The 22,876-nt window shown below is 70.8% G+C and carries 21 protein-coding genes and 4 pseudogenes; 14 read left to right on the top strand and 11 right to left on the bottom strand.

Annotation, left to right across the window (positions count from 1 at the left end; all coding sequences use genetic code 11):
* Positions 1-187 precede the first annotated feature (187 nt).
* Together AC067Z_RS20875 and AC067Z_RS20870 are read right to left on the bottom strand one after the other, a co-directional pair.
* Entirely contained in the window at positions 188-841 is a 654-nt protein-coding gene (locus tag AC067Z_RS20875) for a hypothetical protein (RefSeq protein ID WP_478791041.1), read from the bottom strand.
* A gap of 158 nt (positions 842-999) precedes the next feature.
* Positions 1,000-1,170: a hypothetical protein gene (locus AC067Z_RS20870; protein WP_478791040.1), complete on the bottom strand. Its 171-nt coding sequence runs from the start codon at positions 1,168-1,170 to the stop codon at positions 1,000-1,002.
* Here AC067Z_RS20870 and AC067Z_RS20865 point away from each other — a divergent pair.
* From AC067Z_RS20865 to AC067Z_RS20855, 3 genes and pseudogenes are all read left to right on the top strand, one after another.
* Positions 1,169-2,782: an alpha-amylase family glycosyl hydrolase gene (locus AC067Z_RS20865; protein ID WP_478791039.1), complete on the top strand. Its 1,614-nt coding sequence runs from the start codon at positions 1,169-1,171 to the stop codon at positions 2,780-2,782. The two genes, AC067Z_RS20870 and AC067Z_RS20865, sit on opposite strands and share 2 nt — an antisense overlap.
* Positions 2,783-2,819: 37 nt before the next feature.
* Positions 2,820-3,200: pseudogene (locus tag AC067Z_RS20860) on the top strand (SUMF1/EgtB/PvdO family nonheme iron enzyme); the annotation flags it as partial.
* 19 nt (positions 3,201-3,219) lie between these two features.
* A complete protein-coding gene (locus AC067Z_RS20855) occupies positions 3,220-4,041 on the top strand; it encodes a maleylpyruvate isomerase family mycothiol-dependent enzyme (RefSeq protein ID WP_478791038.1) in 822 nt (273 codons plus the stop codon).
* A 25-nt stretch (positions 4,042-4,066) separates the two neighbouring features.
* On the opposite strand, the gene AC067Z_RS20850 is transcribed toward AC067Z_RS20855, so the two are convergent.
* Positions 4,067-5,146 carry a hypothetical protein gene (locus tag AC067Z_RS20850; RefSeq protein ID WP_478791037.1) on the bottom strand — a complete coding sequence of 360 codons (1,080 nt, stop codon included), beginning with the start codon at positions 5,144-5,146 and terminating at the stop codon, positions 4,067-4,069.
* Between the two features lie 200 nt (positions 5,147-5,346).
* Between AC067Z_RS20850 and AC067Z_RS20845 the strand changes: the two genes are divergently transcribed.
* Positions 5,347-7,224 carry a cellulase family glycosylhydrolase gene (locus tag AC067Z_RS20845; protein ID WP_478791036.1) on the top strand — a complete coding sequence of 626 codons (1,878 nt, stop codon included), beginning with the start codon at positions 5,347-5,349 and terminating at the stop codon, positions 7,222-7,224.
* Positions 7,225-7,410: 186 nt separating this feature from the next.
* Here the strand turns inward: AC067Z_RS20845 and AC067Z_RS20840 are convergent, their stop codons facing one another.
* The gene (locus AC067Z_RS20840; RefSeq protein WP_478791035.1) at positions 7,411-9,192 is read right to left on the bottom strand and encodes a S8 family peptidase; all 1,782 of its coding nucleotides are present in this window, start codon (positions 9,190-9,192) and stop codon (positions 7,411-7,413) included.
* A 359-nt stretch (positions 9,193-9,551) separates the two neighbouring features.
* Between AC067Z_RS20840 and AC067Z_RS20835 the strand changes: the two genes are divergently transcribed.
* Positions 9,552-9,953: a hypothetical protein gene (locus tag AC067Z_RS20835; protein ID WP_478791034.1), complete on the top strand. Its 402-nt coding sequence runs from the start codon at positions 9,552-9,554 to the stop codon at positions 9,951-9,953.
* A gap of 222 nt (positions 9,954-10,175) precedes the next feature.
* Here the strand turns inward: AC067Z_RS20835 and AC067Z_RS20830 are convergent, their stop codons facing one another.
* Entirely contained in the window at positions 10,176-11,297 is a 1,122-nt protein-coding gene (locus AC067Z_RS20830; protein ID WP_478791033.1) for an ADP-ribosylglycohydrolase family protein, read from the bottom strand.
* A 244-nt stretch (positions 11,298-11,541) separates the two neighbouring features.
* On the opposite strand from AC067Z_RS20830, the gene AC067Z_RS20825 reads away from it, so the two are divergent.
* Positions 11,542-11,997 (top strand): pyridoxamine 5'-phosphate oxidase family protein, encoded by a 456-nt coding sequence (locus tag AC067Z_RS20825; RefSeq protein ID WP_478791032.1) that lies wholly within the window; start codon positions 11,542-11,544, stop codon positions 11,995-11,997.
* Between the two features lie 105 nt (positions 11,998-12,102).
* Here the strand turns inward: AC067Z_RS20825 and AC067Z_RS20820 are convergent, their stop codons facing one another.
* Positions 12,103-12,588 (bottom strand): nucleotide triphosphate diphosphatase NUDT15, encoded by a 486-nt coding sequence (locus AC067Z_RS20820; protein ID WP_478791031.1) that lies wholly within the window; start codon positions 12,586-12,588, stop codon positions 12,103-12,105.
* A 163-nt stretch (positions 12,589-12,751) separates the two neighbouring features.
* Positions 12,752-13,555, bottom strand: coding sequence for an N-formylglutamate amidohydrolase (locus AC067Z_RS20815; protein ID WP_478791030.1), 804 nt, complete (start codon positions 13,553-13,555; stop codon positions 12,752-12,754).
* A 241-nt stretch (positions 13,556-13,796) separates the two neighbouring features.
* On the opposite strand from AC067Z_RS20815, the gene AC067Z_RS20810 reads away from it, so the two are divergent.
* Entirely contained in the window at positions 13,797-14,381 is a 585-nt protein-coding gene (locus AC067Z_RS20810; RefSeq protein ID WP_478791029.1) for an isochorismatase family protein, read from the top strand.
* Positions 14,382-14,456: 75 nt separating this feature from the next.
* Here the strand turns inward: AC067Z_RS20810 and AC067Z_RS20805 are convergent, their stop codons facing one another.
* The 3 genes from AC067Z_RS20805 to AC067Z_RS20795 form a co-directional block, all read right to left on the bottom strand.
* Positions 14,457-14,903 (bottom strand): DUF6336 family protein, encoded by a 447-nt coding sequence (locus tag AC067Z_RS20805; protein WP_478791028.1) that lies wholly within the window; start codon positions 14,901-14,903, stop codon positions 14,457-14,459.
* Positions 14,904-15,191: 288 nt separating this feature from the next.
* The gene (locus AC067Z_RS20800; protein ID WP_478791027.1) at positions 15,192-15,764 is read right to left on the bottom strand and encodes a DUF2867 domain-containing protein; all 573 of its coding nucleotides are present in this window, start codon (positions 15,762-15,764) and stop codon (positions 15,192-15,194) included.
* Positions 15,761-16,453, bottom strand: coding sequence for a TetR/AcrR family transcriptional regulator (locus AC067Z_RS20795; RefSeq protein ID WP_478791068.1), 693 nt, complete (start codon positions 16,451-16,453; stop codon positions 15,761-15,763). Before AC067Z_RS20795 ends, AC067Z_RS20800 begins: the two co-directional genes overlap by 4 nt.
* A 235-nt stretch (positions 16,454-16,688) precedes the next feature.
* On the opposite strand from AC067Z_RS20795, the gene AC067Z_RS20790 reads away from it, so the two are divergent.
* Entirely contained in the window at positions 16,689-17,105 is a 417-nt protein-coding gene (locus AC067Z_RS20790; RefSeq protein WP_478791026.1) for a hypothetical protein, read from the top strand.
* A 183-nt stretch (positions 17,106-17,288) separates the two neighbouring features.
* Positions 17,289-18,170: pseudogene (locus AC067Z_RS20785) on the top strand (alpha/beta fold hydrolase).
* A gap of 61 nt (positions 18,171-18,231) precedes the next feature.
* Here AC067Z_RS20785 and AC067Z_RS20780 read toward each other — a convergent pair.
* A complete protein-coding gene (locus tag AC067Z_RS20780) occupies positions 18,232-18,627 on the bottom strand; it encodes a hypothetical protein (protein WP_478791025.1) in 396 nt (131 codons plus the stop codon).
* 97 nt (positions 18,628-18,724) lie between these two features.
* Between AC067Z_RS20780 and AC067Z_RS20775 the strand changes: the two genes are divergently transcribed.
* The 5 genes and pseudogenes from AC067Z_RS20775 to AC067Z_RS20755 all read left to right on the top strand — a co-directional run bounded on the left by AC067Z_RS20775 (position 18,725) and on the right by AC067Z_RS20755 (position 22,742).
* The gene (locus AC067Z_RS20775; RefSeq protein ID WP_478791024.1) at positions 18,725-19,396 is read left to right on the top strand and encodes a hypothetical protein; all 672 of its coding nucleotides are present in this window, start codon (positions 18,725-18,727) and stop codon (positions 19,394-19,396) included.
* A gap of 199 nt (positions 19,397-19,595) precedes the next feature.
* A pseudogene (locus AC067Z_RS20770) lies at positions 19,596-20,117 on the top strand (LuxR C-terminal-related transcriptional regulator); the annotation flags it as partial.
* Positions 20,118-20,487: 370 nt separating this feature from the next.
* Positions 20,488-21,489 (top strand): hypothetical protein, encoded by a 1,002-nt coding sequence (locus AC067Z_RS20765; RefSeq protein ID WP_478791023.1) that lies wholly within the window; start codon positions 20,488-20,490, stop codon positions 21,487-21,489.
* Between the two features lie 252 nt (positions 21,490-21,741).
* A pseudogene (locus AC067Z_RS20760) lies at positions 21,742-21,861 on the top strand (sigma factor-like helix-turn-helix DNA-binding protein); the annotation flags it as partial.
* 257 nt (positions 21,862-22,118) lie between these two features.
* On the top strand, positions 22,119-22,742 hold the full coding sequence (locus AC067Z_RS20755) for a proteophosphoglycan 5 (RefSeq protein WP_478791022.1): 624 nt from the start codon (positions 22,119-22,121) through the stop codon (positions 22,740-22,742).
* Positions 22,743-22,876: the final 134 nt, after the last annotated feature.

The following is a 22,876-nucleotide window of genomic DNA, read 5'->3' as shown; positions in this document are numbered from 1 at the left end:
GCCACCGGCCGGCCGCCACCGCCACGGGCCGGCCGCCATCGCCACCGGTCACCGACGCACGATCATGCCCTGCTCGTCCCTTCCACGATCTCCCGTGTTGCGCACGAGACTTCCGGGCCGCCGTTGACGAGCGCACGAGCGAGCCGCCGGCCAGTAGGCATCGCGACCGGCCACCCCGCGGGAACCGTCAGACCGGGTAGCCCATGTCCTTCGCCTCCCTCACGACGTCCGGGAAGGAGGCGCCCGGATTCAGCCGGACCACCACGTCCTGCGTCAGCGGTCGCTGCTCGTATATGCGGCGTACGGCGTCCAGGTCGACGGGCCTCTCGTAGTAGTCCTCTGCGAACGACCGGAATGCCTGCGGCCTCGGATCGACGGGGAGGTCGAACATCCACCCGGAGCCGTCAGGGTCCGAGTGACCCTCGGGAAACTCGATCCCACCCGCATGCCACCGGTCGTCGCCCGTCTCGCGCCACAGGCAGAAGGTCACCCTGGCCATGTCCTCGTCCGTGAAGGCCGGCTCCTGGACGCAAGATTGGAACACCTCGGGGACCGCGTCGAGCACACCCGGCCAGACCGTGTCGTCGGCATACGGACTCATCGGCGACTCGTGGTCGAAACCGCGGATGTACGCGCCGGCGGGCGAGAAGACGATGTCGAACTCGTCCCCGCTGCCGTTGCGCATGGCGAAGACCTCCTCCGTCTCCGACCACGACGCGTCGAAGGAGTAGTACCGGTATTCACCGGGGTTCAGCACTGCTTCCGCCATGGCTATGGACCGGCACAGGGTCCGCAGGTCGGGGATGGAGGGAAGCGCGGCGGCGACATCATGAACAGTCATGAGCCCATGCAACCGCACGCCTCTGACAACCTGGTCCTGCCACCACCCTGCTGCGGTTGCCGGCAGGAGACCTCCTGACCCTCGTGAGCCCGGGCATGGCAGCGGAGCAGAAGTCCTGGACCTGGCCGCCCACCTCACCGGTGGCAGGGTCTCCGTGCTCAGGGAGTACGTGCGTACGCGGTGAGCCGGTCGAGTTCGTGGTGCCGGGACCCGTACCGCTCCCGCTCGTTGACGACCCGCACGTCGGATCCGGCGAATCCGGGACCGGCGCGCCCTTGGACGCGCCGTGACGCCCGCCCCGACCCTGTCACCTGAAGGATGCGCACCATGACGACACCACAGCGCCCCGGCAGCCCCGCCACCGACTGGCTGGCCGACGCCGTCCTCTACCAGATCTACCCGCAGACCTTCGCCGACGCGAACGGCGACGGCATCGGCGACTTCGCCGGCATCGAGCAGCGCCTCGACCACCTCGCGTGGCTCGGCGTCAACACGGTCTGGCTCAACCCGTGCTTCGCCTCCCCGTTCCAGGACGCGGGCTACGACGTCTGCGACTACTACACCGTCGCGCCCCGCTACGGCACCAACGACGACCTGGCGAAGCTCGTCGACAGCGCCCGCCGCCGCGGCATCCGCGTCCTGCTCGACCTGGTCGCCGGCCACACCTCCGACCAGCACCCCTGGTTCATCGCGTCCGCGAACGACCCGGCCGACCACCGCTACATCTGGGCCGCCACCGACGAACGCCCAGCCGACGGCTTCGAACCCTCGCCCGGCACCCGCCCCGGCTGGTACAAGCCGAACTTCTTCCCCAGCCAGCCCGCCCTCAACTTCGGCTACGCGCGCACCGACCCCGCCGAACCCTGGCGCCTGCCGGTCGACGCCGAAGGCCCGAGGGCGAACCGCCAGGCGCTGCGCGACATCATGTCCCACTGGCTCGGCCTCGGCCTCGCCGGCTTCCGCGTCGACATGGCAGCCTCCCTCGTCAAGGACGACCCGGGCCACGCCGAGACCGCCCGCCTCTGGCGCGAACTGCGCGGCTGGCTCGACACCGCCCACCCCGAGGCAGCGCTTCTCTCGGAGTGGGGCGACCCGGCCGTCTCCGTGCCCGCCGGCTTCCACGCCGACTTCTTCCTCCAGTTCGGCAGCGACAACGACGGCCTCACCCTGCGCTCCCTGTGGAACAACAACACCGGCACGGTCAACGAGCAATGGGCCCCGCTGGAGCCCTACTTCGACGCGGACGGCGCCGGTTCCCCGCAGACCTTCCTCGACAACTGGCAGTCGGCCACCGACGCGATCGCCACCTCAGGCCGCCGCGGCTTCATCTCCCTGCCCACCGCCAACCACGACTTCTCCCGCTTGTCCTCCGGCCCCCGCGCCGCCGAACAGCTCCCCGCCGCCTTCGCGTTCCAGCTCACCTGGCCCACGCTCCCCGCCGTCTACTACGGCGACGAGATCGGGATGCGCTACGTCCCCGGCCTTCCGAACCACGAGGGCAGCGTCCTCGGTCCCCGCTACAACAGGGCGGGCTCCCGCACCCCCATGCAGTGGGACGACACCGAGAACGCCGGCTTCTCCACCGCACCTCCCGGGGACCTCTATCTCCCGATCGACCCCGACCCCGAGCGCCCCACGGTCGCCGCCCAGCGACAGGACCCCGGGTCCCTGCTGCACCTGGTGCGCCGCCTGATCACCCTGCGCAAGGCCACACCCGAGCTCGGCACCGAGGGCAGTGTGCGCATGCTCCACGCCGGATACCCCCTCGTGTATGTGCGGGGCGGCCGGTACCTGGTCGTGATCAACCCGCGGCGGGACGCGGTGGAAGCCCGTCTGCCCGAGGCGGTGACAGCACGGCCGGTGGATGCCCGCGGCGTCGACGTGACGGCCGACCGGGTCCGGGCCGAGGGCTTCGCGTACGGCATCTTCGACCTGTCATGACGACCTGTCATGACGAAGCGGTGATGACGGAGCCGTGATGACGACCCTGCGCACGCCTGCTGCGCTCCCCTCCGCCCGGGCGGGGCCGCGGCCCGCCGCCGTCCCCGCCCCCGCTGCGCTCGCCCGCGCCGCCGACTGGTGCGAGCTGCCCGGTGGGACCTTCCTCATGGGCAGCGACGACGCCCCCTACCCTGCGGACGGGGAGGGTCCCGCCCGGCCGGTGACGGTCGAGCCGTTCAGGATCAGCGCGACGACGGTCACCGACGAGGAGTTCGCCGCGTTCTGCGACGCGACCGGCTACCGCACGGACGCGGAACGGTTCGGCCGGCTTCCGCGTCGCCGGGCAACGGTCGTGACCAGTGTGATCCCGCCCCTTGTCACCGCGGCCCGGCCCTGGTCCTGTGTACCGCACACCCACCGGAGCGACGAGGAGCAGCGTGGAACCAGTGACCGGCCAGGACAGGCGAGGCACCCTGCCCGACGGGCTCGCCGACGCGATACGCGGCACCGCCGCGGATATCGCCGCCCTGCTGCGGCCGGGCACCGACACGAGCGCCGCGGTACCCGGCTCGGACTGGACCGTCGGCGAGGCGGCCGCACATCTGGCACAGGCCAATGAGCTGATGGCCGACATAGCGGCAGGCCAGGAACGCAGCCACGGCGACGGCACACCGCACAGCCTGGCCGCGGCGAACGCACACGCGCTCGCCGGGTTCGCCGAGCGCGCGGCCGAACCGCTGGCCGCGATGATCGTGTCGCACGCCGACGCCTACGTCACGGCGATGGACTTGCGGCCGCCCGAGGAGGTCGTGGCGACGCCGCTGGGGACGATGAGCCGCGCCGTACTGGGCTCGTACCTGCTCACGCACATGCTCGGCCACGGCTACGACCTCGCCCGCGCGGCCGGCCGGCCGCACATGATCGACCGTGCCCGGGTCCAGCTGTCCCTGCCGTTCCTGATCACCGCCATGCCCCGGGTGACGAATCCGGCTGCCACGGACGGGCTGACGGCCCGCTACGCGCTCCGCCTGCGCGGCGGTCCGGGCTTCGGCGCCACGTTCACCGACGGCGCTGCCGTCGTGAGCCCTCAGATGCCGGACCGTCCCGACTGCACCATCCTCACGGAACCGGTCACGTTCCTCCTGATGGCCCTCGGCCGCCAGAACCCGTGGTCGGCCATCGCCTCGGGCCGAGTCCTCGCGTGGGGGCGCAAGCCGTGGCTCGCTCCCCGGTTCCCGACGCTGTTCACGGCACCCTGAGCCACGGGATCGGACCCGGGACCGTTCACCGCTGCCCGACCAGCAGCGCCACCACCAGCACCGTGGCCAGGCACGCTGCCGCGATCGTCGCCAGCCGGGATACCCGCTGGCGCGACGGCAGGTCGACGACCTCGGCTCCCGTGTGACCGGGAAAGACGAAGAAGACCCGGCCCGGATCGTCCTCCAACTCCACGCGGGCCAGTGCCAGATGGCGGATCCGGATGCTGCGCGCCACCTCGCCCTCGTGGCGGGCGAGCCGTGGTGAGAGGGCTTCTCGGTGCGTGCGCGCCAGATCGGCCGGGAGGCGGTCCCTGCCGGTGAGCTCGGCCTTGTGCCAGGTCCCGGTGCGGTCCATCCGGCGGCGGGCGAGGAACGGCGGGCGGGGGACCGGCAGCCGAATCCTCTCCTTCCGTGCCGAGTGCTCGACCACTCCGGCCGTCCACCGGGTGATCCTGCCCGTACCGGTGCACGCGTCGTGGTCGACCGTTCCCTTCCCGTCGCAGTTCTTGCACCTGACGACACCCTTGCCCCGGCACGTGCCGCAGGTACGGCGCCCGGCGCCGCGGCAGGTGGAACAAGCGGCGGAGCGGCGGTCGCACTTGTCGCACGTGACCCGATTGATCAGTGGCGCGTCGGACCGGAGATGAGCCGGCCGGGTGCCCGTGTCACCCGTCCCGTGGCAGGCGACGCACGGGGTGCTGTCACGGCAGTCCGCGCATATCGCATACGGCTCGCAGGGCACCTGCCCCTGCCCGGAGCACCGTGCGCAGGACACACTGCCGTTGCCGCAGCCGCAGGTCTCCACCCGGCGGGAGCCCCGCTTGACCAGTTCCGTCTTCTGGTTGATGCCCGGGTCCATCGGCGGTTCGACCCGGTGTCGGCGCAGATCGTCGTACGCCGGGCGGTCGGACAGATCGACCGACCCGGGGCAGCTGCGCTCCTTCTCCCTGGTGGACTCCACGGACCGGGTGATCCTGCAGTCGAGGACCGGGATGTGGGTGATGGCGGCTGTGTCCGCGAGCCGCCGACGCTCCGCGTCGTTCGTGCGGCCGAGGTGCATACCGATCGCGTCGAGGATGTGCGGGTCGGTGAGCGCTTCGGTCACGTGATGTCCTTCCCCCGGGGTGCCGCCAGGTGCGCTCGGCGCGCGGTCGCGGCGACGGTCGAACAGCCCTTCAGTGTGGCCCATGCCGAGGCCGCCACCAAGGGCTTTGCTGTGCCCCGTACTGCAGTGAGCCGGCTCCGCGTCGCACAGGAGCTCCGCCTGATTGACAATCTGACGGACCGTCAGTAAACCTGAGATGCATGTCGACGATGCGTGCGCGTCTGCTCGGTGTCCTCGCCCTCCTCGTGACCACCTCACTCGCCGTCGGCGGCACACAGTCCGCCGCCGCGCCGCGCACCGCCTCCCTGTGGTTCGACGAACAGGCCGCGACCGCATTCACCGTCGTGAACGGCCGTTTCGTCGACGGGCTCGGCCGCGAGGTGGTCCTGCGCGGCTACAACGTCTCCGGAGAGACCAAACTCGCCGAGAACGGCGGCCTGCCGTTCGCCTCCGTCGCAGACGCGGAGAAGTCGGCCGCCGCGATGCGTCGGCTCGGCGGCGCCAACACCGCGCGCTTCCTGCTCTCCTGGGCCTACGCCGAACCGGTACGCGGCCAGGTGGACCACGCCTACCTGTCCGCCGCCACCGCACAGATGCGGGCCTTCCTGCGCGCCGGGATCCGCGTCTACCCCGACTTCCACCAGGACCTGTTCTCCCGCCACCTGTTCCACGAGGGCAGCTGGTACACGGGCGACGGCGCACCCGCATGGGTCGTGGCCGCCGGGAACTACCCCCGGGAGTCGTGCGGCATCTGCCTGTTCTGGGGCCAGAACATCACGCAGAACAAGGCCGTGACGCAGGCGGCATCCGACTTCTGGCACAACAGGGGCGGCATCCAGGACGCGTTCCTCACCACGGCCCAGGCCACGATGCGGCACCTCGCCGAGCACCTCACCGCCGCCGAGTTCGCGGGCGTCGTCGGCTTCGACCCGTACAACGAACCGCACGCCGGGACCTATGACTCCGGGCAGACCAGCCGTGCCTGGGAACGGGACCTGCTGTGGCCCTTCTACGAGAAGTTCCGCGCCCGCATGGATGCGGCGGGCTGGCGTGACAAGCCCGCGTTCGTCGAACCCAACCTCTTCTGGAACGCCAACCTCGACTTCCAGAAACAGGAGGGTGGCCTCCTCGACGCGGGATCCGCACTCGGCCCGCGCTACGTCTTCAACACCCACTTCTACGACCAGAAGGCCATCTCCGGCGTCTTCATGTGGGGCAAGGCGAAGGACGGGCAGTACGTGGGCGACTTCGGCACCGTCCGCGACCGGGCGGCAGGCGCCGGGACCGCGGCGGTCGTCAGCGAATTCGGCCACCCGCTCGCCGGCACCGTCGCCGACAAGGCGCCCACCGTGCTGAAGGCCATGTACCAGGCGTTCGACTCCCGCGTCCCGGGAGGCAGTTGGTGGTCACGGACGCAGGCGTCGGGGCCCGTACTGTCCGGCACCCAGTGGCAGTGGGACATCTACCACGGCCGCCACCACGAACTCATGAACGGCAACCCGGACAAGGTCCTCACCGGGGGCGACGCCTGGAACGACGAGGACCTGTCCGCCGTCCGCCTCGACGACTCGGGCCGACCCGTACTGCGCCAGGACGCCCGCCTGCTGGACCGCCTCTACCCGAGCGCCACCGCGGGCACCGTCCTCGCCTTCACGTACGAGGACCGCTCGCGTGACGGCTCGACGACCCTGACCTGGAACCCGGTGCCCGCCTCGCTGCCCAGGACTGCCGCACTGGTCGGGCCGGGCCAGTACGGCGTACTGCTGTGGCGCACCGACGGCGCCGAGCGCGGCCCGACGGAACTGCACCTCCCCGCGTCGTTCGACCCGGCGACGACGACGGTCGTCTCGGACCTGGGCGCGGTGCACGGCATCCCCTCGTACGGCAACGGCACGCCGATCGCGGCGGCAGACGAGCCCGGCGGTACCGGCAGCCGGCGCCTTCTCCTGACCGCCCCCGCCACGCCGGGCCTGCATGTCGCCCTGATCACGAACGGCGCGCAGGCACCGTCCGACGCCTTGCTCCAGGGCGTACGGGACGAGCTGGCGGCCTGGTCGGCGAATGTCGGGGCAGCCTGAGGGGCGGTGTGCCCGGCCCCGTGAACCCCCGGCCGGGCAACGCTCCCGTGGAGACCTGCCGGACGGCGAGCTGAGCATCCGTACTCATGACGGTCCGCGACGCGGGCACAGCGGCCGGGTCCCGCCCGGGCCGGAGTCGGGCCCAGGTCCCGGAAGGCACTTCCGGGACCTGGACCCGCCCCGCCCCTAGAACGTGAGGTTCCAGGCGTCGATCCGGCCCGTGTCCTGCGACGCCACGTCACGGACGCGCAGCTTCCAGGTGCCGTTCGCCGCCTCCGAGGAGGCGTTCACCGTGTACGTCTTCGCTACGTTGTCGGCGCTGTCGCCGTTCGCGAAGTCCTCCAGCGTGTAGACCGTCCCGTCGGGCGCGACGAGGGACACCACGAGGTCGCCGCGGTAGGTGTGCTTGATGTCCACACCGACCTTCAGCGCGGCCGGGGCGTTGCCGTCGACGCCGGTCACGGTGACGGGGGAATCCACCGTGGCGTTGTCGACGATCGTGACGTCGGCCGTGTTCTCGAAGTACCCGCCGGGCGGCGGGGTGCCGCCGACCGCCTTCAGCGCGTCGACCTGCCCCTCACCGAAGAACGCGTTCTTGGCCGTCGTACCCGTGCACCGGCTGTCGGACGGGCAGGCGATGTCCGTGGCCTGCTCCGCCAGACGTGTCCTCAGCTGGGCCGGCGTCGCGGCCGGGTCGGTGCTCGCCAGCAGCGCCGCCACACCCGCGACATGCGGGGAGGCCATCGACGTGCCGTTCATGTTCCCGTACTTGCCGCCGGGCATCGTCGAGTAGACGCCGTACGCGCCGTCGCCGCCCGGAGCACCGACATCGATGATGTCCCGCCCGAGGTTGGAGTACGACGCCTTCACGTTCCCGTTGCCCATCGCCGCCACGGTCACCACGCCCGGCAGCTCGGTCGGGATGTCGATGCAGGCGTTGGTGATGGTGCGGGTGACCGGCGTCGAGTCGTTCGGGCTGGAGGTGTCGGTCCGCTTGTTCGCCAGGTCGTAGTTCGAGTTGCCTGCCGCCGCGACCTGCAGCGAGCCCTTGCCCTCCGCGTACTCCTGCGCGCGACGCACACCCTCGATGATGGCCGCCTGGTCCACGTTGTCCGGGCAGTTGAACATCCACGGGTCCGTGTAATAGCTGTTGTTGGTGACCTTGAAGCCGTGGTCACCCGCCCACATGAAACCGCAGATGGTGTTCTCGGCGAAGAACATGCTGGTGCTGGGCTCGGCGATCCGCACGGACGAGATCTTCACGCCCGGTGCGACGCCGATGACGCCCTTGCCGTTCTTGGACGCCGCGATGGTGCCCGCCACATGGGTGCCGTGCGTACCCACGTCACGCCACGCGCCGGCCCGGGTGTCCGCCTTGCCGTAGGCGCAGGAGACGGAGTCGGCCGCATTGAAGTTGGGCGCGATGTCCTGGTGCAGGTCGTCGACGCCGGTGTCGAGCACACCCACCTTGACCGAGGAAGAACCGGTGGACACGGCCCACGCCTTGTCGGCGTTGATCCGTGTCATGTCCCAGCGGTTGGTCTCGGTGAGGGTGGTGGGGGACTGTGGGGGATTGGCGGGCAGCGCCGGGTCGTACGCATCGGCCGGCACGTCCGAGGTCCGGGTGGCGCCGACCTGCTGGACACCGCCGACACCGCGCATGGTGGCGGCGAAGGCGCCGGAGGCGGAGTGCGCGACGACGACGCCGATCGCGTCGTAGTGGGCGAACACCGTGCCGCCGTTGGCGGTGACCGCGCTCCGCACGGCCGAGGTGTCGCCGGGCGCGGTGATGACCAGATAAGCACGGGTGCCTGCGGCCCAGGCGGTCGGCGCGGCGGCGGCCGTGCCGGCCTTGGCCGGAGCGGCCTGAGTGCCCTGGGCGACGTCGACCGCACCCGCGGGAGTGGCGAACGCGACGGCCGCGCCGAGGGCGGCGGCGATGACGAGGGACCGTCTGAGGCGGGACATGCCGCCGGCTATGAGGGGGGTTGTCAAGACATCCTCCGAGAGCCCGGGGCGCTGGTGGCGCCCGCCGGGCTGTTGGTCGAACGGGATCGACGCAAGATCTCAGACGATGGCGTGACGTGGGAAGAGCCCAAAGCCGCCCAAGTGCCCGTCACGACAAAGTGGTTGGCTGTGCTCCGGATCGCGGAACGCTCGGCCGCGGTGGCCGCCGGACCACCCGCCGAGGGACCCGGCCGAGGTCCATGACGGCCTGCGCCTTCTCGTTCGCCGGCTCGGCCCGTCCGCTGACGTGCGCCTTCCCTGCGTCACACCCAGCGGCCCGGACAGGAGCGGACACGTGACCGCTGATAGATTCGCCCGCCATGCGATCCCGCGAATACGACCTCGACTTCCGTGACCAGTCCAGTCGGATACGTGCCTGGGGCCTGGGTCTGCTGGCCGTGGCCACCGTCCTGTGGACGTGGTGCGCCCTCCTGCTCCTGACGCCTTACGAGGTCGACGAGAAGCCCGACGACCGCTATCCCCGCGAGTGCGAGTCGCGGCTGTTCACGGAGTGGGGAACGGCTAACGAGGGCCTCCAGAAGGGGGACCACTGCCAGGACGAACGCGACTGGCCCGAGGCACTGGCCGTGCTCGGGCTGTCCGTACCGGTCTCGGGCGCCGGGATCGCACTGTTCACGTTCGGCTCGCTGAGCCGCCGGATGAGCGCCCACTCCGAGGCCATGCGCATGCTGGACGAGCTCGCGGACACCCGGAAGCCGTAGCGTGCCCCTTCCCTGCATCATGAGGTCGCCGAGCTCCCTGGCCTCGCTTCGGGCGTGCGGGAGGGTGAGGGGGCGATTGCCCATCGTGTATCCGGAGGCGATTCCCCATCGCGTACCCGGACTCCGTCCCCACCGGCATCTCGGTACACAACCCCAGCCGCCGCGCCCGCGCGGTGTGCGCGGCGGCGTAGAACAGGCTGAGCGGCGCCCGGCCGTTCGCGCTCACCAGCCCGGGTAGCGGTTCCACCAGTCGGGGTCCCAGCCCGCCACGTACTCGCTGCCGCTCGGCGACAGGTTCAGCTCCGCCAGGACGTCGCGGGCCAGGGTGTCCAGGACCCACGCCAGTTCATGACGGCTCACCAGCTCGACAGGCAGCGCATCGGCGCCGTGGACCGCACCCAGCAGCGCGCCCGTGACACATGCGGCCGCAGCGCCGTCCACCGCGGTCGCGGCGAAGCGCAGGGCATCGAGAGTGCCGGCACGGTCGGGGAAGGACGCCGCGGCGTACAGGCCGCCGAGGAGCGCGGAGGGCGCCGTGGCGTCAGGAGCCCACCGCGCCAGGCGCGCAGTGTCGGCAGGGTGGGCCGCCGCGTCGTCGATGGCCGCGGCCAGACGGTCGTGTTCCGCCGTCTCGTCCGCACCGACGGGTTGCCTCGCCGCCCGCCCGGCCGCGCGGAGGCCGGCAACACCGTCCCGCAGTGCGTCCGGTACCCGGTCGCCGGCGAGGCAGCGCCTGGCGATCGCCGTCGCCTGCGCCGCCGCGGAATGCGCCGCCGGATCGCCGTGCGTGAGCGCGGCGACGTCGCGCGCGTGGCCTTCCCACTCCCGTACGTTCTCTCCGGCACCCAGCAGCGCGAGCGGCAGCGTACGGCCCAGCGCGTGCCACCCCCGGCTGGTCGTGGCAGGGGCATCAACGGTCCCCTGTTCGATGCGGGACAGTGCCGACACCGTCGCCGGCGCCGATCCGCGTCGCTCGGCGAGCACCGGCAGGCGGGCGAGCCAACCGTCCGGCCACTGCGGGCCGTTCGACCAACGGGCCTCCATCCGTTCCCGCTCGATGCCCTGGAGGGCGGCCCACCGGCAGTACGCATGCCACAGCACGGAAGGCGGGTGACAGATTCCCTTGTGGGCTCCGCGTACCAGAGCACGCACCGCCCCCTCGGCGGTGAAGCACGCCAACTGGCTGCATACTCCCGCACGTAGCGGGGCGGTGTCCGGAACCGCGCCGCGCGCCGCGCCGATCGTCTCCCCGACGCCCAGCCCGAGCAGCAGCCCGCGCGCTGCCTTCAGCCGTTGCGCGGCGGCCTGGTCCCTGTGCTGATCGCACTGCTGCTCGTCTTCCATGCCGTTCAATCTCTCATCCGCCGACGACCGCCAGAGAGCCCGGCCAGAGAGCCCGCCCCGCCGCCCTGCCTGACGCTCTCTGCCCGGCTTCGCGTTCCTCTTCGGTGAACCGGGCGTAGCCGCCGCGGTTGTGAGGTTGCCGTATGCCTGTGGCGGTCAGTGGCGTGCGTACGGCACCCTGGTCGGACCGAACGACTGGTCGGACCGACCGACCCGACACAACGCCCCGACAGGAGCCGGACACGTGACGCCCGACGCACCGCGCAGCTTCGAGGAACGCCGCAAGGACACACTCGCGAGGTTCGAAGCTGACGTCGACGTCTGGGTGTCGACGGCAGACGAGTCGGGCGTCCCCTGCCTCGTGCCCCTGTCCTTCCTCTGGGACGGCGAGACGTTTCTGCTGTCCACTGCCCGTGCCAACCCCACCGGCCGCAACCTGCGTGCGAACGGCCATGTGCGGCTCGCCTTCGGGCTCACGCGGGACGTGGTGCTCGTCGAAGGCACCGCGGTCACGGTGGAGGCCGCGGACCTCGGGCCGGGGGAGGGGGATGCCTTCGCGTCCACGACCGGCTTCGACCCTCGCGACAGCAGGCCGCCCTACCCCTACTTCCGCGTCACGCCCGTCCGGATCCAGGCCTGGCGCGAGGTCAACGAGATTGCGGGGCGCGATCTGATGAAGGACGGGAGCTGGTTCGGCTGACCGGGCAACGGGAGAGCTGAGGCGGTCGCCCGGCCTCTGTCCGATGGGCTCAGCAGGGGTCGGAACGATACGGGTGGACGACCTGCCGTCGGCGCCCGAACGGTGTCAGCGCCCCATCCGGTAGGAGTGGAACGCCTCCTCCCGCAGACCCAGTTCGGGCAGTCGGCAGTCCAGGACCGCGGCCGACGGGGCGAACAGGCGTCGCGGCACCGCGTCCACCGGGAACCACGCCCAGCGGTCGATCTTGTCCGGCTCGCGCACCTCCGCCGTGCCTCTGACGCGTTCGACGTACGCCGCGGCCGTGACGCGCACGATGCCCGCCGCCGCGTCGACCAGCACCGCGCCGATCCGCACGTCGGCGGCGTCCGCCACCAAGCCGGTCTCCTCGGCCAGTTCGCGTACCGCCGCCTGCTCGAAGCCCTCCCCGGCGTCGACCTTGCCGCCCGGCAGTTCCCAGCGTCCGTCGTGTCCGAGACCGAGCAGCACCCGGCCCAGCTCGTCCCGTACGACGACGCCCACACCGATGAGCCCGTTGGGCGTGGGGAACGCCCGCTGCGGTCGCTCGGCGGGGAGAGGGCTGCCGGATGTCATCTCCGAACCTCCAGGACTGGTCGACGTCATCAACGCTGTGATCATGCCCCAGGGAAGCGACAAGGAGCACGTGGGACGTGCCGCCCCTCCCGCAACGGCGAGGCGAACCCCTGCGCTGCACCGCAGCGGGGATGTCGAACGACCGGCAGGGCCGACGGCGCGCTCAGGCCGACGCCCCCACCGCGTCCACCAGCTCGGCGAGTGCCGTCGCCAATGACCCCAGGCCCGGTCCTGCAGGTCCGCCCGGCTCCGACATGTAGACGTCGCGGCGTATCTCGATCATCAGCGCACTGACGCGCCGATCCTTGCCGTAATGCTTCAGCGGCACATACGTCCCAGCGAACGGGCTGTCCAGTCCCGTGCCGCCGAAGCCCGCGAACGCCTTCTGCGCCGCGGCGACCAGCTCCGGCGGCGTGTGGAAGGAATCCGTGCCCAGGCAGATCGGGGGGCGCGGGCCTTCGCCGTGCAGCTCGTACGGGAGACGTTCCGTCGGGTACGAGTGCACATCGATGACTACGGCCCGCCCGACGGCATCCAGCCGCGCGTCCACGGCCTCGGTGACAGCCTGCGCGTACGGGAGGAAGTAGCGCTCGATCAGCCCTCGCGGATCTACGTCGGCGGGGCGCAGGACCTCCCTGTGCGTGGTCCGCGTGTAGACCGCGCCCATGCCGACGTCGAGCATCTCCTCCCGCTCGTCCGGGAAGCGCTCCGGGTCCACGACGAGACGCGAGAGCTGGTTGACGAACCGCCAGGGCGTCACGGCAGCGGAATCCGCGGCCTCCTCGGCGATCGCCGCGGTGTGCGAATCGGTGATGTGGTCGATCTCCCGCTCCAGGGCGCGGTCGTCCAGCACGATGCCGGTACGGACATCGGCCGGCACGGCCCGCGCGGAGTGGGGGACATGGAGGATCACGGGGGAGGTGGCGTCGCCGGAGAGTAGTCGGAAGGATGCCGGGGTGTCGTTCACGTGGTGTCCTTGCTGGGGCGGGGCGCGGGTCGCACTCGGGAAGGCAAGGCGCCTCTCCGCACGGCTCCCGTCGCCGCGGCGGCGCCGAGAGCTGATACCGACCTTAACGGCGGGGTCCGACAGGGGAGTCCGGCCGGTTCCCGGCCAGGGGGCCTCCCCGGGCTGCGGGTCATTACGGGCGCCGGTGACGTGATCGAAAACGCGTGGTCGCGACGGAGTGCCGACGGTCATGATGGGCGGCATGACCGACCGAGCGCTCCCCGTAGAGGCCCTGATAGTCGTCGACGTCCAATCGGCCTTCGTCAGCGGTGACGGAGCGGTCCCCGACGCAGCACGGCTCGTGGACCGTACGACGGACCTGATCGCACGGGCACGCAAGGGCGGGGCGCTCGTCGTCCACCTGCAGAACGACGGCCCGGTCGGCGCCGACGACGAGCCGCACACGCCCGGTTGGGAACTCCACCACCCCACAGAGCCGGTCCCGACGGAGGTCGTGATCCGCAAGCCCGAGGACGACGGCTTCGCGGGGACGTCGCTGGGGCGCCTGCTGACCGATGCGGGGGTGAAGGCGCTCGCCGTCTGCGGAGTGATGTCGGAGATGTGCGTCCAGGCGACCGCCCGCACAGCCCTGGCGCTCGGGTACCGGGTCGTCCTGCCGCACGACGCCCATGCGACGCAGGACATTCCGGCTGCCGAAGGAATCAGTGACCGCATTGCGGCTGCCACGGTGTCGCGGGTCGCAGAATGGGCCCTCGGCAGCGATGTCGAGATCCCCGTGCGCGCTTCGGAGGTCACGTTCACGGCGCTGCCGGCCGCGTCAGACTGATCACGCGGTATCCCGACCAGTCCGCCTGTCCGGAACGGGGCTGAGGGCGATCGCGGGTAAGGCGCCGCGTGGCGGTCAACTCCCGTACAGCCAGCTGTCGTACGCCGCGTTGTCCACCAAGTGATAGAGGCCGAGGGCGCCGGGGAACAGCACGAGGGCGAGGACACCGGCCCGCACGAGAACCGGCGCCATGACGGTGACGCCCTCCGTCTGGCCCTTGACCGTGCGCCAGTCGCGCCAACGCCGGATGTCCCCCGAGCACGCCGCCCAGAAGCCGCCCCCGATGACGATCCCCACGCCCGCGAACACCATGGCGAACCCCGCCATCACGGCGAGGAAGGTCTCGCGGTCGTGGTGGTCCGACACGAATAGCGTGCCGACGGCGAGCAGGACAACGGCGGCGATCCCGTGCAACGCACCGCGCACCACCACGTCCTTGAACCTCAGGCGTGGCAGCAGCACGCCGTCCTCGTCCGTGGCCGGAACAGGTACCGCCGCTCCGTCCTGCTGTGTGCGCGTCATGCGTGCACGCTACCTGCGGCCCCCGGTGCGGTAGCAGCGGGTCCCCGGGCACCAGCTCGTCACAGTCGGCACGGAGCGGAAGCCCGCCTCCATGAGGCACCTGAAGGACGAAGTGCCGCTCGCCGTCGACTCGTTGTTTCCGTCGCCCGGGGTCACCGCTGCAGGCCACGGGGCCGACGTCGAGGGGCGCGTGCATCCGGCGGCGGCAGGACACGATCGTCGCGTCCGACGTTCACACGTCTCGTGGTTCGGAGCGGCGCACCGGTTGTGCAAGGACGTGCTCCAGCGCTACGCGTTCACCCGCCACCGGTTCGCGAACGACCGCATCAGCGCCGGGTACACGAACAGATACCGGAAGGGCCTGACCAGGGTCATGTAGGCCTTGCCCAGTGTGCCGTTCGGCTTCACCAGCACAGCCATCTGGCCTCGGTGGCCGCCCGCGCCGTCCGGGACCCAGCCGAGGTGCAGGACGGTGTGCACCGTCTTGTTGGCGAGTTCTGCCGCCCATTCGTGGTCCCACAGATAGAGCGAGTGGAACCGAGGCAGCTCGGGACCGCGTGGCGAGTCCCGCAGGTCTGCCGGCAGCCGGTCCCGCAGCGTCGAGATCCGGGCGCCGAGTCCGGCCTCCGGACGGTCCCAGCCGAGCACCGCGCCGATCTTCCACCGCAAGGCCCAGAGGACGCGGACGACGAGTGGCGCGTCGCGCGGGAAGTCGCCGGCGCTGAGCCCCGACAGCAGCCGGGGGAAGTCGTCGGGGCCGCCCGGTGTCGGCAGTGCCCACACGTCCTCGACCTCGAAGTCGCCGGTCAGTTCATGGATCCGCCAGGGGCGTGAGGTGTGCGCCGTCTTGGGGAGTCTCATGTCCGGACCTCCACGTCGTGGTGCGTGAGCGGGGCGTCGGCCCCGGTGGGTGTCACGATGTCGGCCGGCGGCAGGCCGAGCAGGCCCCGGGCCGCCCGGTCGACGAGTTGGACGTCGTAGGGAGCCTGGCCGGCGAGCTGGATGACGACCGCCTCCAGCGTGCCGAGGTAGGCGGATGCCAGCTGGTCGGGCGGCGGACCGGGCGGGATCGAGCCACTGCGGCGTCCGGCGGCGATCAGGTCTGAACAGTCGGCGGTGAGTTGCCCCATGGTCTCCTCGATCGCCCGGCCGACCGGGTGGTCCTGCCCGGTGAACTCGACCCGCAGGGTCAGCATCACGCGGGAGATGTCGCGGCGGCAGTAGACGGCGTGGCCGCGGGCCATCGCCAGCAGCGCCTCCGCGGGGTCGGTCTCGTCGGTGGCGAGGCTGCCGACCTCGGCGTTCCAGGTCTCCTCGACCCACTGGACAACCGCCAATGCCAGCTCTTCCTTGTTGGCGAACTGGTGGTACAGGGCGCCGCGGGTGTAGCCCGCCTCGCGTGCCACCTGCTCCAGCGCCAGGTTGCCGTACCCGTACGTGGACAGTCCCCGCGCCGCCGCCTCCACCAGGGCGCTCCGGCTGCGAGCGCGCCGGTCGGCCTGTGTGCGCCGGTCCGCCCTGGTCCGGCGGCTGTTGTCCGTGGGCTTCATCACGACCCGCTCAAAACACATACATGCATGCATGTATGTTACTGCCGTGACGGTGGCACCGCCACCGTGAACCGAGCGGAAGGGGACGGCACACATGAGCGTCGGATCAGGTACTTCCCGAGCCACCCAGGGATCCCAGGGCTCCACTCCGGACGGTCACCCACCCAGGACGGCCGTCGCCCCGACCGGCCGGCAACAGCACCCCGTCCCATCGGCCATCCGCTCCCTCGGCGCGATGCCGGATTCCGACTACGTCGACCTCTTCACGCTCTCGGCGCACGACGCCTCGAGCTGGTCGCCCGAGCAGTGGGCGCGCGCGATGTTCGATGTGGCCGCAGGTACGACAGGGCAGTTGGTCTGGCGCGGGCTCCTCGGCCTGCGTCTGCGGAGGCGAGGGGCGGCCGGCTGCGTCGCCGGCTGGAGGATCGCCGATCGCGGCGACGACTGGATCAGGCTGTCCGCCCGCTCGCGGATCATGACGGGGTGCCTGGTCGTGAGGGTCGCCGACGGAGAGACGGCGCTGGCGACGTTCGTGCGGTACCACCGGCCGGCGGGTGCGTGGATCTGGACGCGCGCCTCCGCGCGACACCGTGCGGCGGCTCCCGGTCTGTTGAAGGAGGCGTACGACGTGCTGCGGTCCGGGCCGTGCTGACGCACGTGTCCGAGTCGCGAGTCCCCGGTCGGCACCGCGACTCGCTCGCATCGTCCGCCGCCCGCGGCCCACTGCGCTCGACGACACGAGCTTGTGCGTTCGGCTCCGGCCTTCGAAACAGCGATGACTTCCGGCCGGGACACGAGTCTGTCGTGGTGACGGCACAGACCCGAGGAGACAACCATGTCCGAGACCGACACCCGCACGCTGGAGTCGACCGGTGCCACGCTCCGGTACGACATCCGGGGTGGTCTGCCCGATGGAGGGGCAGGCGAACCCGTCCTGTTCCTGATCGGCTCGCCGATGGACGCCGGCGGTTTCGCCACGCTGGCCTCGTACTTCACCGACCGGACGGTTGTCACCTACGACCCACGAGGGTGCGGCCGCAGCGCCCGTACCGACGGGGCGCCGGAGACCACGCCCGAGGAGCACGCCGACGACCTGCGGCGGGTGATCGAGGCGCTCGGCGTGGGTGCGGTGGACCTGTTCGCCAGCAGCGGTGGCGCCGTCAACGCGCTCGCTCTGGTGGCGAAGCATCCTGAACTGGTGCGCACTCGTCGCGCACGAGCCGCCGACGGCGCAGGTTCTGCCGGACCGCGAGGCGGCGCTGGCGGTTTGCGAGGACATCCACGCGACGTACGAGCGCGACGGCATGGGTCCCGCGATGGCGAAGTTCATCGCGGTGGCCATGCGGAAGGGGCCCTTCCCGGACAACTGGGCCGACGAGCCCGCCCCCGCCCCGGCCGCCTTCGGGCTGCCGACCGACGACGACGGCTCCCGCGACGATCCGCTGCTGGGCCAGAACATGCGCGGCTGCACCGGCTACCGGCCCGACTTCACTGCCCTGCGCGCCGCCTCTACGCGCATCGTCATCGCCGCGGGCAAGGAGTCCGAGGGCGAGTTCCCGGCGCGCGCCGCGACGGAGATCGCCGCGGAACTGGGCACCGAGCTGACTCTCTGCCCGAGCCATCACGGGGGCTTCCTGGGTGGCGAGTTCGGGCAGCAGGGGCACCGGAGGAGTTCGCACAGGCTCTCCGCGAGGTGCTGCGCGCCTCCGCCCGCTGACGACGTCGGCCGCCTGGGCCCCAACCGGGGAGGGCCCAGGCGGCTGCACGGAGCGGTGGGTTCAGAGTTGGTAGGGGTACAGGCTGATCTTCTCGCGTTCGACGAGGAGCTCGATCCACGTACCGGCGACGCCCGCGGGTGGTGGTTCGGCGATATCCAGCAGTATGAGTGTGCCGCCCAGGTCCAGCACGCCGACACCGTCGTCGTCGAGGTGGAGTTGCCCCCGCAGGATCACCCCGTGGCCACCGGCCCTGACCTGTGGGCCGACCCCGGCAGCCGACCTGGCGTTCCGCCCCCAGCGGATGTCGTCGTCGATCGTCCACTCGACGTGATACGTGCCGGGCCTTGCGTCCCGGTCGCCGCACCAGCGCACCACGGTGTCACCGAATGGGGTCCGGATGGGGGCGTTGCAGGGGCTCCACGGAATGCGTCCGAGTGTCACGAGTTCGACCAGCATCGACAGATCATGCAGCATCTGCGGTGCAGACGAACTGCGCGGGGTGCAGTGCCCCCCAGTTCGGCAAGCCGATCCGGGCTCGCCTGATCGTCTGACGGTGCGCCAACTCGTCGATCGGCAGAGGCCGTCCGTCGTCGCCGAGCGCATCCTCGCGGACCGTCGCCTATTCTTCCCGGCCGTGGGAGTGGACATCACGGTGCTCGTTGTCGACTGGGTTCATCTGTCCGTGACCCCGGCCGAGGACCGCGTCGATTTGCTGGACGAGGAAGCGTACGAACTCGCCGAGACGGAGCACGGCTGGGTGTGGCCCACGGACGGCCGCCCTTGGTTCGGCCTGTACGAGTTCCGGAACTCCCTCGGGTCCTTCAAACCGCACTTCTGGGCCGGTGAGGCCTGGGAAAAAGTGCGGCCCTTCGCCTCGCCCGAGTTGCGGGCCGGACTGGACCGTTTCCTCTCGACCCTGTGGTGGAACTACGGGTCGGACGACGACATTCCGGGCGAGGGCGAGGGCGACATCCACGACGTGGCACATTCGCTACGGCAGGGCACGATGCTCGTCTGCCCGCCTGAGGGCATCGCCGACCTTGTCGCCGCCTGGGGCCGGGCGGCCACGCACCTCCCGCAACTCCGAGAGCCGTTTGCTGTGCATGCCGCATGTCCCGGGCGATGGATGGCTACCTTCGACGAGTTCAGCGAACTGTTGCACGGCTGGGGTGAGGTGGCGGAGGAGGCCGCGCGGCGAGGGTGGGGAATCGTCGGGCTCCGATGAGGTTGAGCCGGAAGGGACGGAGAAGGTCACCGGCGTAGGGGGTCGATGAATGCACCCCAGCAGCCGCCGCCCCAGCCGGGTGGAACCCCGTGGCCCTACGGCCCGCTGCCGCAGCTGCCTGCTCATCAGCAGAGGCAGCCGGGTAAGCCGTCGCGGACCAAGCCGTGGCTCACGCACGGCGGCGCCGCCCTTCACGGCGCTGATCATCATGGACATCCGCCTGCCCGGCATGGACGGCATCGAGGCAACCCGCCTGATCACGTCGATACTCGGTGCGGGGGCACGGGTCCTGGTGCTCACGACGTTCGACGACGACGAGTACGTCTACGGTGCGCTGCGCGCCGGCGCGAGCGGGTTCCTCGTCAAGGACATGGACCTGGACGCCATTCTCACCGCGATCCGGGTGGTGGCCGCCGGTGAAGCGCTCATCGCGCCGAGCGTGACACGCCGCCTGATCGCGGAGTTCGCCGCACGCCCGGAGCCGCAGCGGCGAGGGGACGGGCCGAGCAGGGTGGTGGAAGGCATCACGGACCGGGAGCGCGAAGTGCTCACGCTCGTCGGGCGCGGCATGTCCAACAGCGAGATCGCGGCCGAACTCTTCATCAGTCCCTGGACCGCCAAGGCCCATGTGGGAAGACTCTTCGCCAAGTTGGCGGCCAGGGACCGGGTTCAGCTGGTCATCCAGGCGTACGAGTGGGGGCTGGTGTCCGCGTCCCGCTGAGAGCCCCAACTCCGCGGTCCGGGCGACCCGGTCACCCGGACCGTGTTCGGGCGGAGGTATCGCGGCCGAGGGGCCCAGCCACTGGCCGCTCCTCGTTCCACATCAGCGCACCGGGGACGGTGCACCGGCACATCGGGGACGGCGGCGCACCGGCGGGTCGTCCGGGTCCGCCCGCAGCGGCGGCACTGCCAGCTGCCCACGCACGGAGCGGCTTCGAACGTCGTCTGCACGAAGTTCTGCTCCCCTATTATCCGAGGCAGTTCAGGAGCCATGTTCGGCCAGGTGTACCCCGGCACCCAGGGAACACAGCAGAAGCAGTTCTACTGGCCCTCACGGCACTCCCCAGTGTGAACGAGGTAGAAAAGGACACATGGAGTGCACACATCTCACAGCGGAACTCGTCACGGAGGAGGAGCTCACGGGGTTCGAACTCTTCCGCCATGATGCCTGGCAGTCGCGTGACCGTGCGAACTGGCTGGTGGCAAAGTCCCCGGAAGAGATCGTCGTCGGACGCGTCGACGAGGGGGCATCGCATCTCTTCACCGTGCAGGGCAGCTGGCCCTCCCCGCCGTCGGCGGAAGACAGGTCATTCGCCACTCCGCTGCCCGACGGAGGGCTTGCCGTGAGTGGTAGTGGAGTTGTCACGGTCTACGAGGCCGATGGACGCGTCCGCTGGATCCACGAACACCAGCCCTGGTTCGACCTGAGTGTGGCAGCGGGGGCCTGCGCCGCCGACGCGTCCGGGCGTCTGCTCCTTGTCACGATGATGGGTCCCACGGAGAGCGTCGGCTCCTACGAGGGTGACCTGTGCGTCGCTCTTGATCTGACGGACGGTCGGCGTGTCGCGCACACCGTGCTGCCTTCCGCATCCGCCGCCTATACGTTTCAGCAGTCGCTCACGGACCCGGCGCAACTGTTCCTGGACGCGGCCCAAGGCGACACGTTCTATTCTCTGCTGGTCACTGTGGTGGATGAACGGATCCATGCGGAACCTGTGGGCTTCGAGGACGAGCCGTTCGCCGGGCTGGGCTTGAACGGTGCTTTCCTGAAACTGGACGTGGGCGGCGAGTGGTTGAGCCGTTACGAGGCCGGACAGGCGGACGTCAGCGTCGACGCCGAGGATGTCCTGCCCGAGGGAATGCGCTTTGTGGGCCACCGTCCGGGGTTCCTCGATTCGGATCGTGTCCTGGCTGCCATCGCCAAGGACCAGGACTCGGTGGACAACCGGCACCTGATCCTCGACGGACGGACCTTGCAGCCGACTGCGGACATCGACTACCCGGGCACGGACTGCTCCGATCCCCTGGCCTTGGGCGACGGCACATGGCTGACCGCGGATGGTGAGACCATCCGGCGCTGGCGCATGGCCTGAGTTCGCCTCCAGCACCTCGTTCACCGAGGTGTGAACCTGTCTCCGGCCCCACCGAATCAGTGTGGGAGGGGCCGGAGGCCACCGTCCCGGGCTTTGCGTCCGAGGCCGCCTGCGTACCGTTCCGGACGCGCCAGATGACCTCGGAACGCCGGCAGGCGAGCCGAATACGTCGGCGCGTGGCTGCCCGAGCCGATCCGCACCGCACCCGAAGTGAGCGGAGACGCGATCCTGGCCGAGTCGGTGTCGATCGCCATGATGCTCGTCCTGGAGACGCTCAACCCGACCGAGCGTGCGGTGCTCGTGCTGCACGACGTGTTCGGCTGCACCCACAGTGAGATCGCCGCATCGATCGGGAAGGCCGAGGCGACCGTCCGGCGGATCGCGCGACCTGTGCATCCCGCCGGACTGCAGGGCGGGGGCTTGCCTCCAGCACTTCAGAGAGCGTCAATTCCGCCCTCCCCATCCCGCCGCCTCCCAACCGGCCGGCGGGGAACGGCCTCGCAGGCCCGATGTCCGACCGAGTGCGTAGGGTCTTCCCTCAGAGTGTGGCTCCGCCCCTACATGCGGAGCCACCGCCTCCGACCTGCGAAGGCAGGCGGCGAAGAGGGGATTGCGGGGGGAACGGGAACATGGGACTGGTACAGATCGATCTGCCCACGCCTGCGCAACTGCGCGGCCGCTGGGCGGCGTTCGCCGCCGTGTGTGCGGCGAGCGGTAGCGGCGGCTGCTTCGCCGACGGTGCGGTGTGGCACTTCGACGACAGCGGTGGCAACTGGATGGATCTCCATCACGTCGGCGACGGACGCGCAGTGCTGGTCGGCCACGACCACGAGTATTCGGAGACGTACTACGCGGAGGCGGCCGACTACTTCGAGGAGGACGAGACCGACCTGCTCGCGGGCGCCCCCGCATGGTGGGAGCCGCCCGTGCGGCAGGCACGCAGCTGCGAGGAATGGGTCGGCTTCGTCTACGGCTTCGACGGCAGCACGTGGCTGCGCGCCGTCTACGACGCGGCGGACGGGTTCGCCAGCGTGGGGCTGCCCGCGCTCACCCGCGAGAGGACGGTGGAGGCCATCCTGAGCTGGAGCAAGCGCGCGCCCGGGCGCGAGCGGGAGCCGTCACCCGCGGACATCGACGCGCTGACGGCCGCCGACTGCGCGTTCGACGAGGGGCTGTTGGCGAGGGTCACCGGAACGGGAGGCTGGGACGCCACGGCAGGCGTGGCCGCGGCGAGGAGGTTCCTGGAGGCCTGAGCGGGGGCACCGGGATGGCGCTGCCGGCCCGCAGTCGAGCGTCGGCGCCGATGAGTGCCGGCCTGTCCCCGTCGCGCTGAGTGGTGTGACGAGCGAATCCGTACAGTTCTGCATGCCCCCTCAACCGGCAGCTC

This window comes from Streptomyces sp. NPDC043812 (assembly GCF_056436245.1).
Note: the sequence above shows the minus strand (reverse complement) of the source record. Positions and strands in the feature narration are given on the sequence as shown.

Coding starts and splice junctions, on each gene's coding strand:
- AC067Z_RS20765 (WP_478791023.1), top strand. CDS start 20,488: ATGGAGTGCACACATCTCACAGCGGAACTCGTCACGGAGGAGGAGCTC.
- AC067Z_RS20755 (WP_478791022.1), top strand. CDS start 22,119: ATGGGACTGGTACAGATCGATCTGCCCACGCCTGCGCAACTGCGCGGC.
- AC067Z_RS20790 (WP_478791026.1), top strand. CDS start 16,689: ATGCCGGATTCCGACTACGTCGACCTCTTCACGCTCTCGGCGCACGAC.
- AC067Z_RS20875 (WP_478791041.1), bottom strand. CDS start 841: ATGACTGTTCATGATGTCGCCGCCGCGCTTCCCTCCATCCCCGACCTG.
- AC067Z_RS20845 (WP_478791036.1), top strand. CDS start 5,347: ATGTCGACGATGCGTGCGCGTCTGCTCGGTGTCCTCGCCCTCCTCGTG.
- AC067Z_RS20820 (WP_478791031.1), bottom strand. CDS start 12,588: ATGACATCCGGCAGCCCTCTCCCCGCCGAGCGACCGCAGCGGGCGTTC.
- AC067Z_RS20830 (WP_478791033.1), bottom strand. CDS start 11,297: ATGGAAGACGAGCAGCAGTGCGATCAGCACAGGGACCAGGCCGCCGCG.
- AC067Z_RS20805 (WP_478791028.1), bottom strand. CDS start 14,903: ATGACGCGCACACAGCAGGACGGAGCGGCGGTACCTGTTCCGGCCACG.
- AC067Z_RS20795 (WP_478791068.1), bottom strand. CDS start 16,453: ATGAAGCCCACGGACAACAGCCGCCGGACCAGGGCGGACCGGCGCACA.
- AC067Z_RS20810 (WP_478791029.1), top strand. CDS start 13,797: ATGACCGACCGAGCGCTCCCCGTAGAGGCCCTGATAGTCGTCGACGTC.
- AC067Z_RS20865 (WP_478791039.1), top strand. CDS start 1,169: ATGACGACACCACAGCGCCCCGGCAGCCCCGCCACCGACTGGCTGGCC.
- AC067Z_RS20840 (WP_478791035.1), bottom strand. CDS start 9,192: ATGTCCCGCCTCAGACGGTCCCTCGTCATCGCCGCCGCCCTCGGCGCG.
- AC067Z_RS20780 (WP_478791025.1), bottom strand. CDS start 18,627: ATGCTGGTCGAACTCGTGACACTCGGACGCATTCCGTGGAGCCCCTGC.
- AC067Z_RS20835 (WP_478791034.1), top strand. CDS start 9,552: ATGCGATCCCGCGAATACGACCTCGACTTCCGTGACCAGTCCAGTCGG.
- AC067Z_RS20800 (WP_478791027.1), bottom strand. CDS start 15,764: ATGAGACTCCCCAAGACGGCGCACACCTCACGCCCCTGGCGGATCCAT.
- AC067Z_RS20870 (WP_478791040.1), bottom strand. CDS start 1,170: ATGGTGCGCATCCTTCAGGTGACAGGGTCGGGGCGGGCGTCACGGCGC.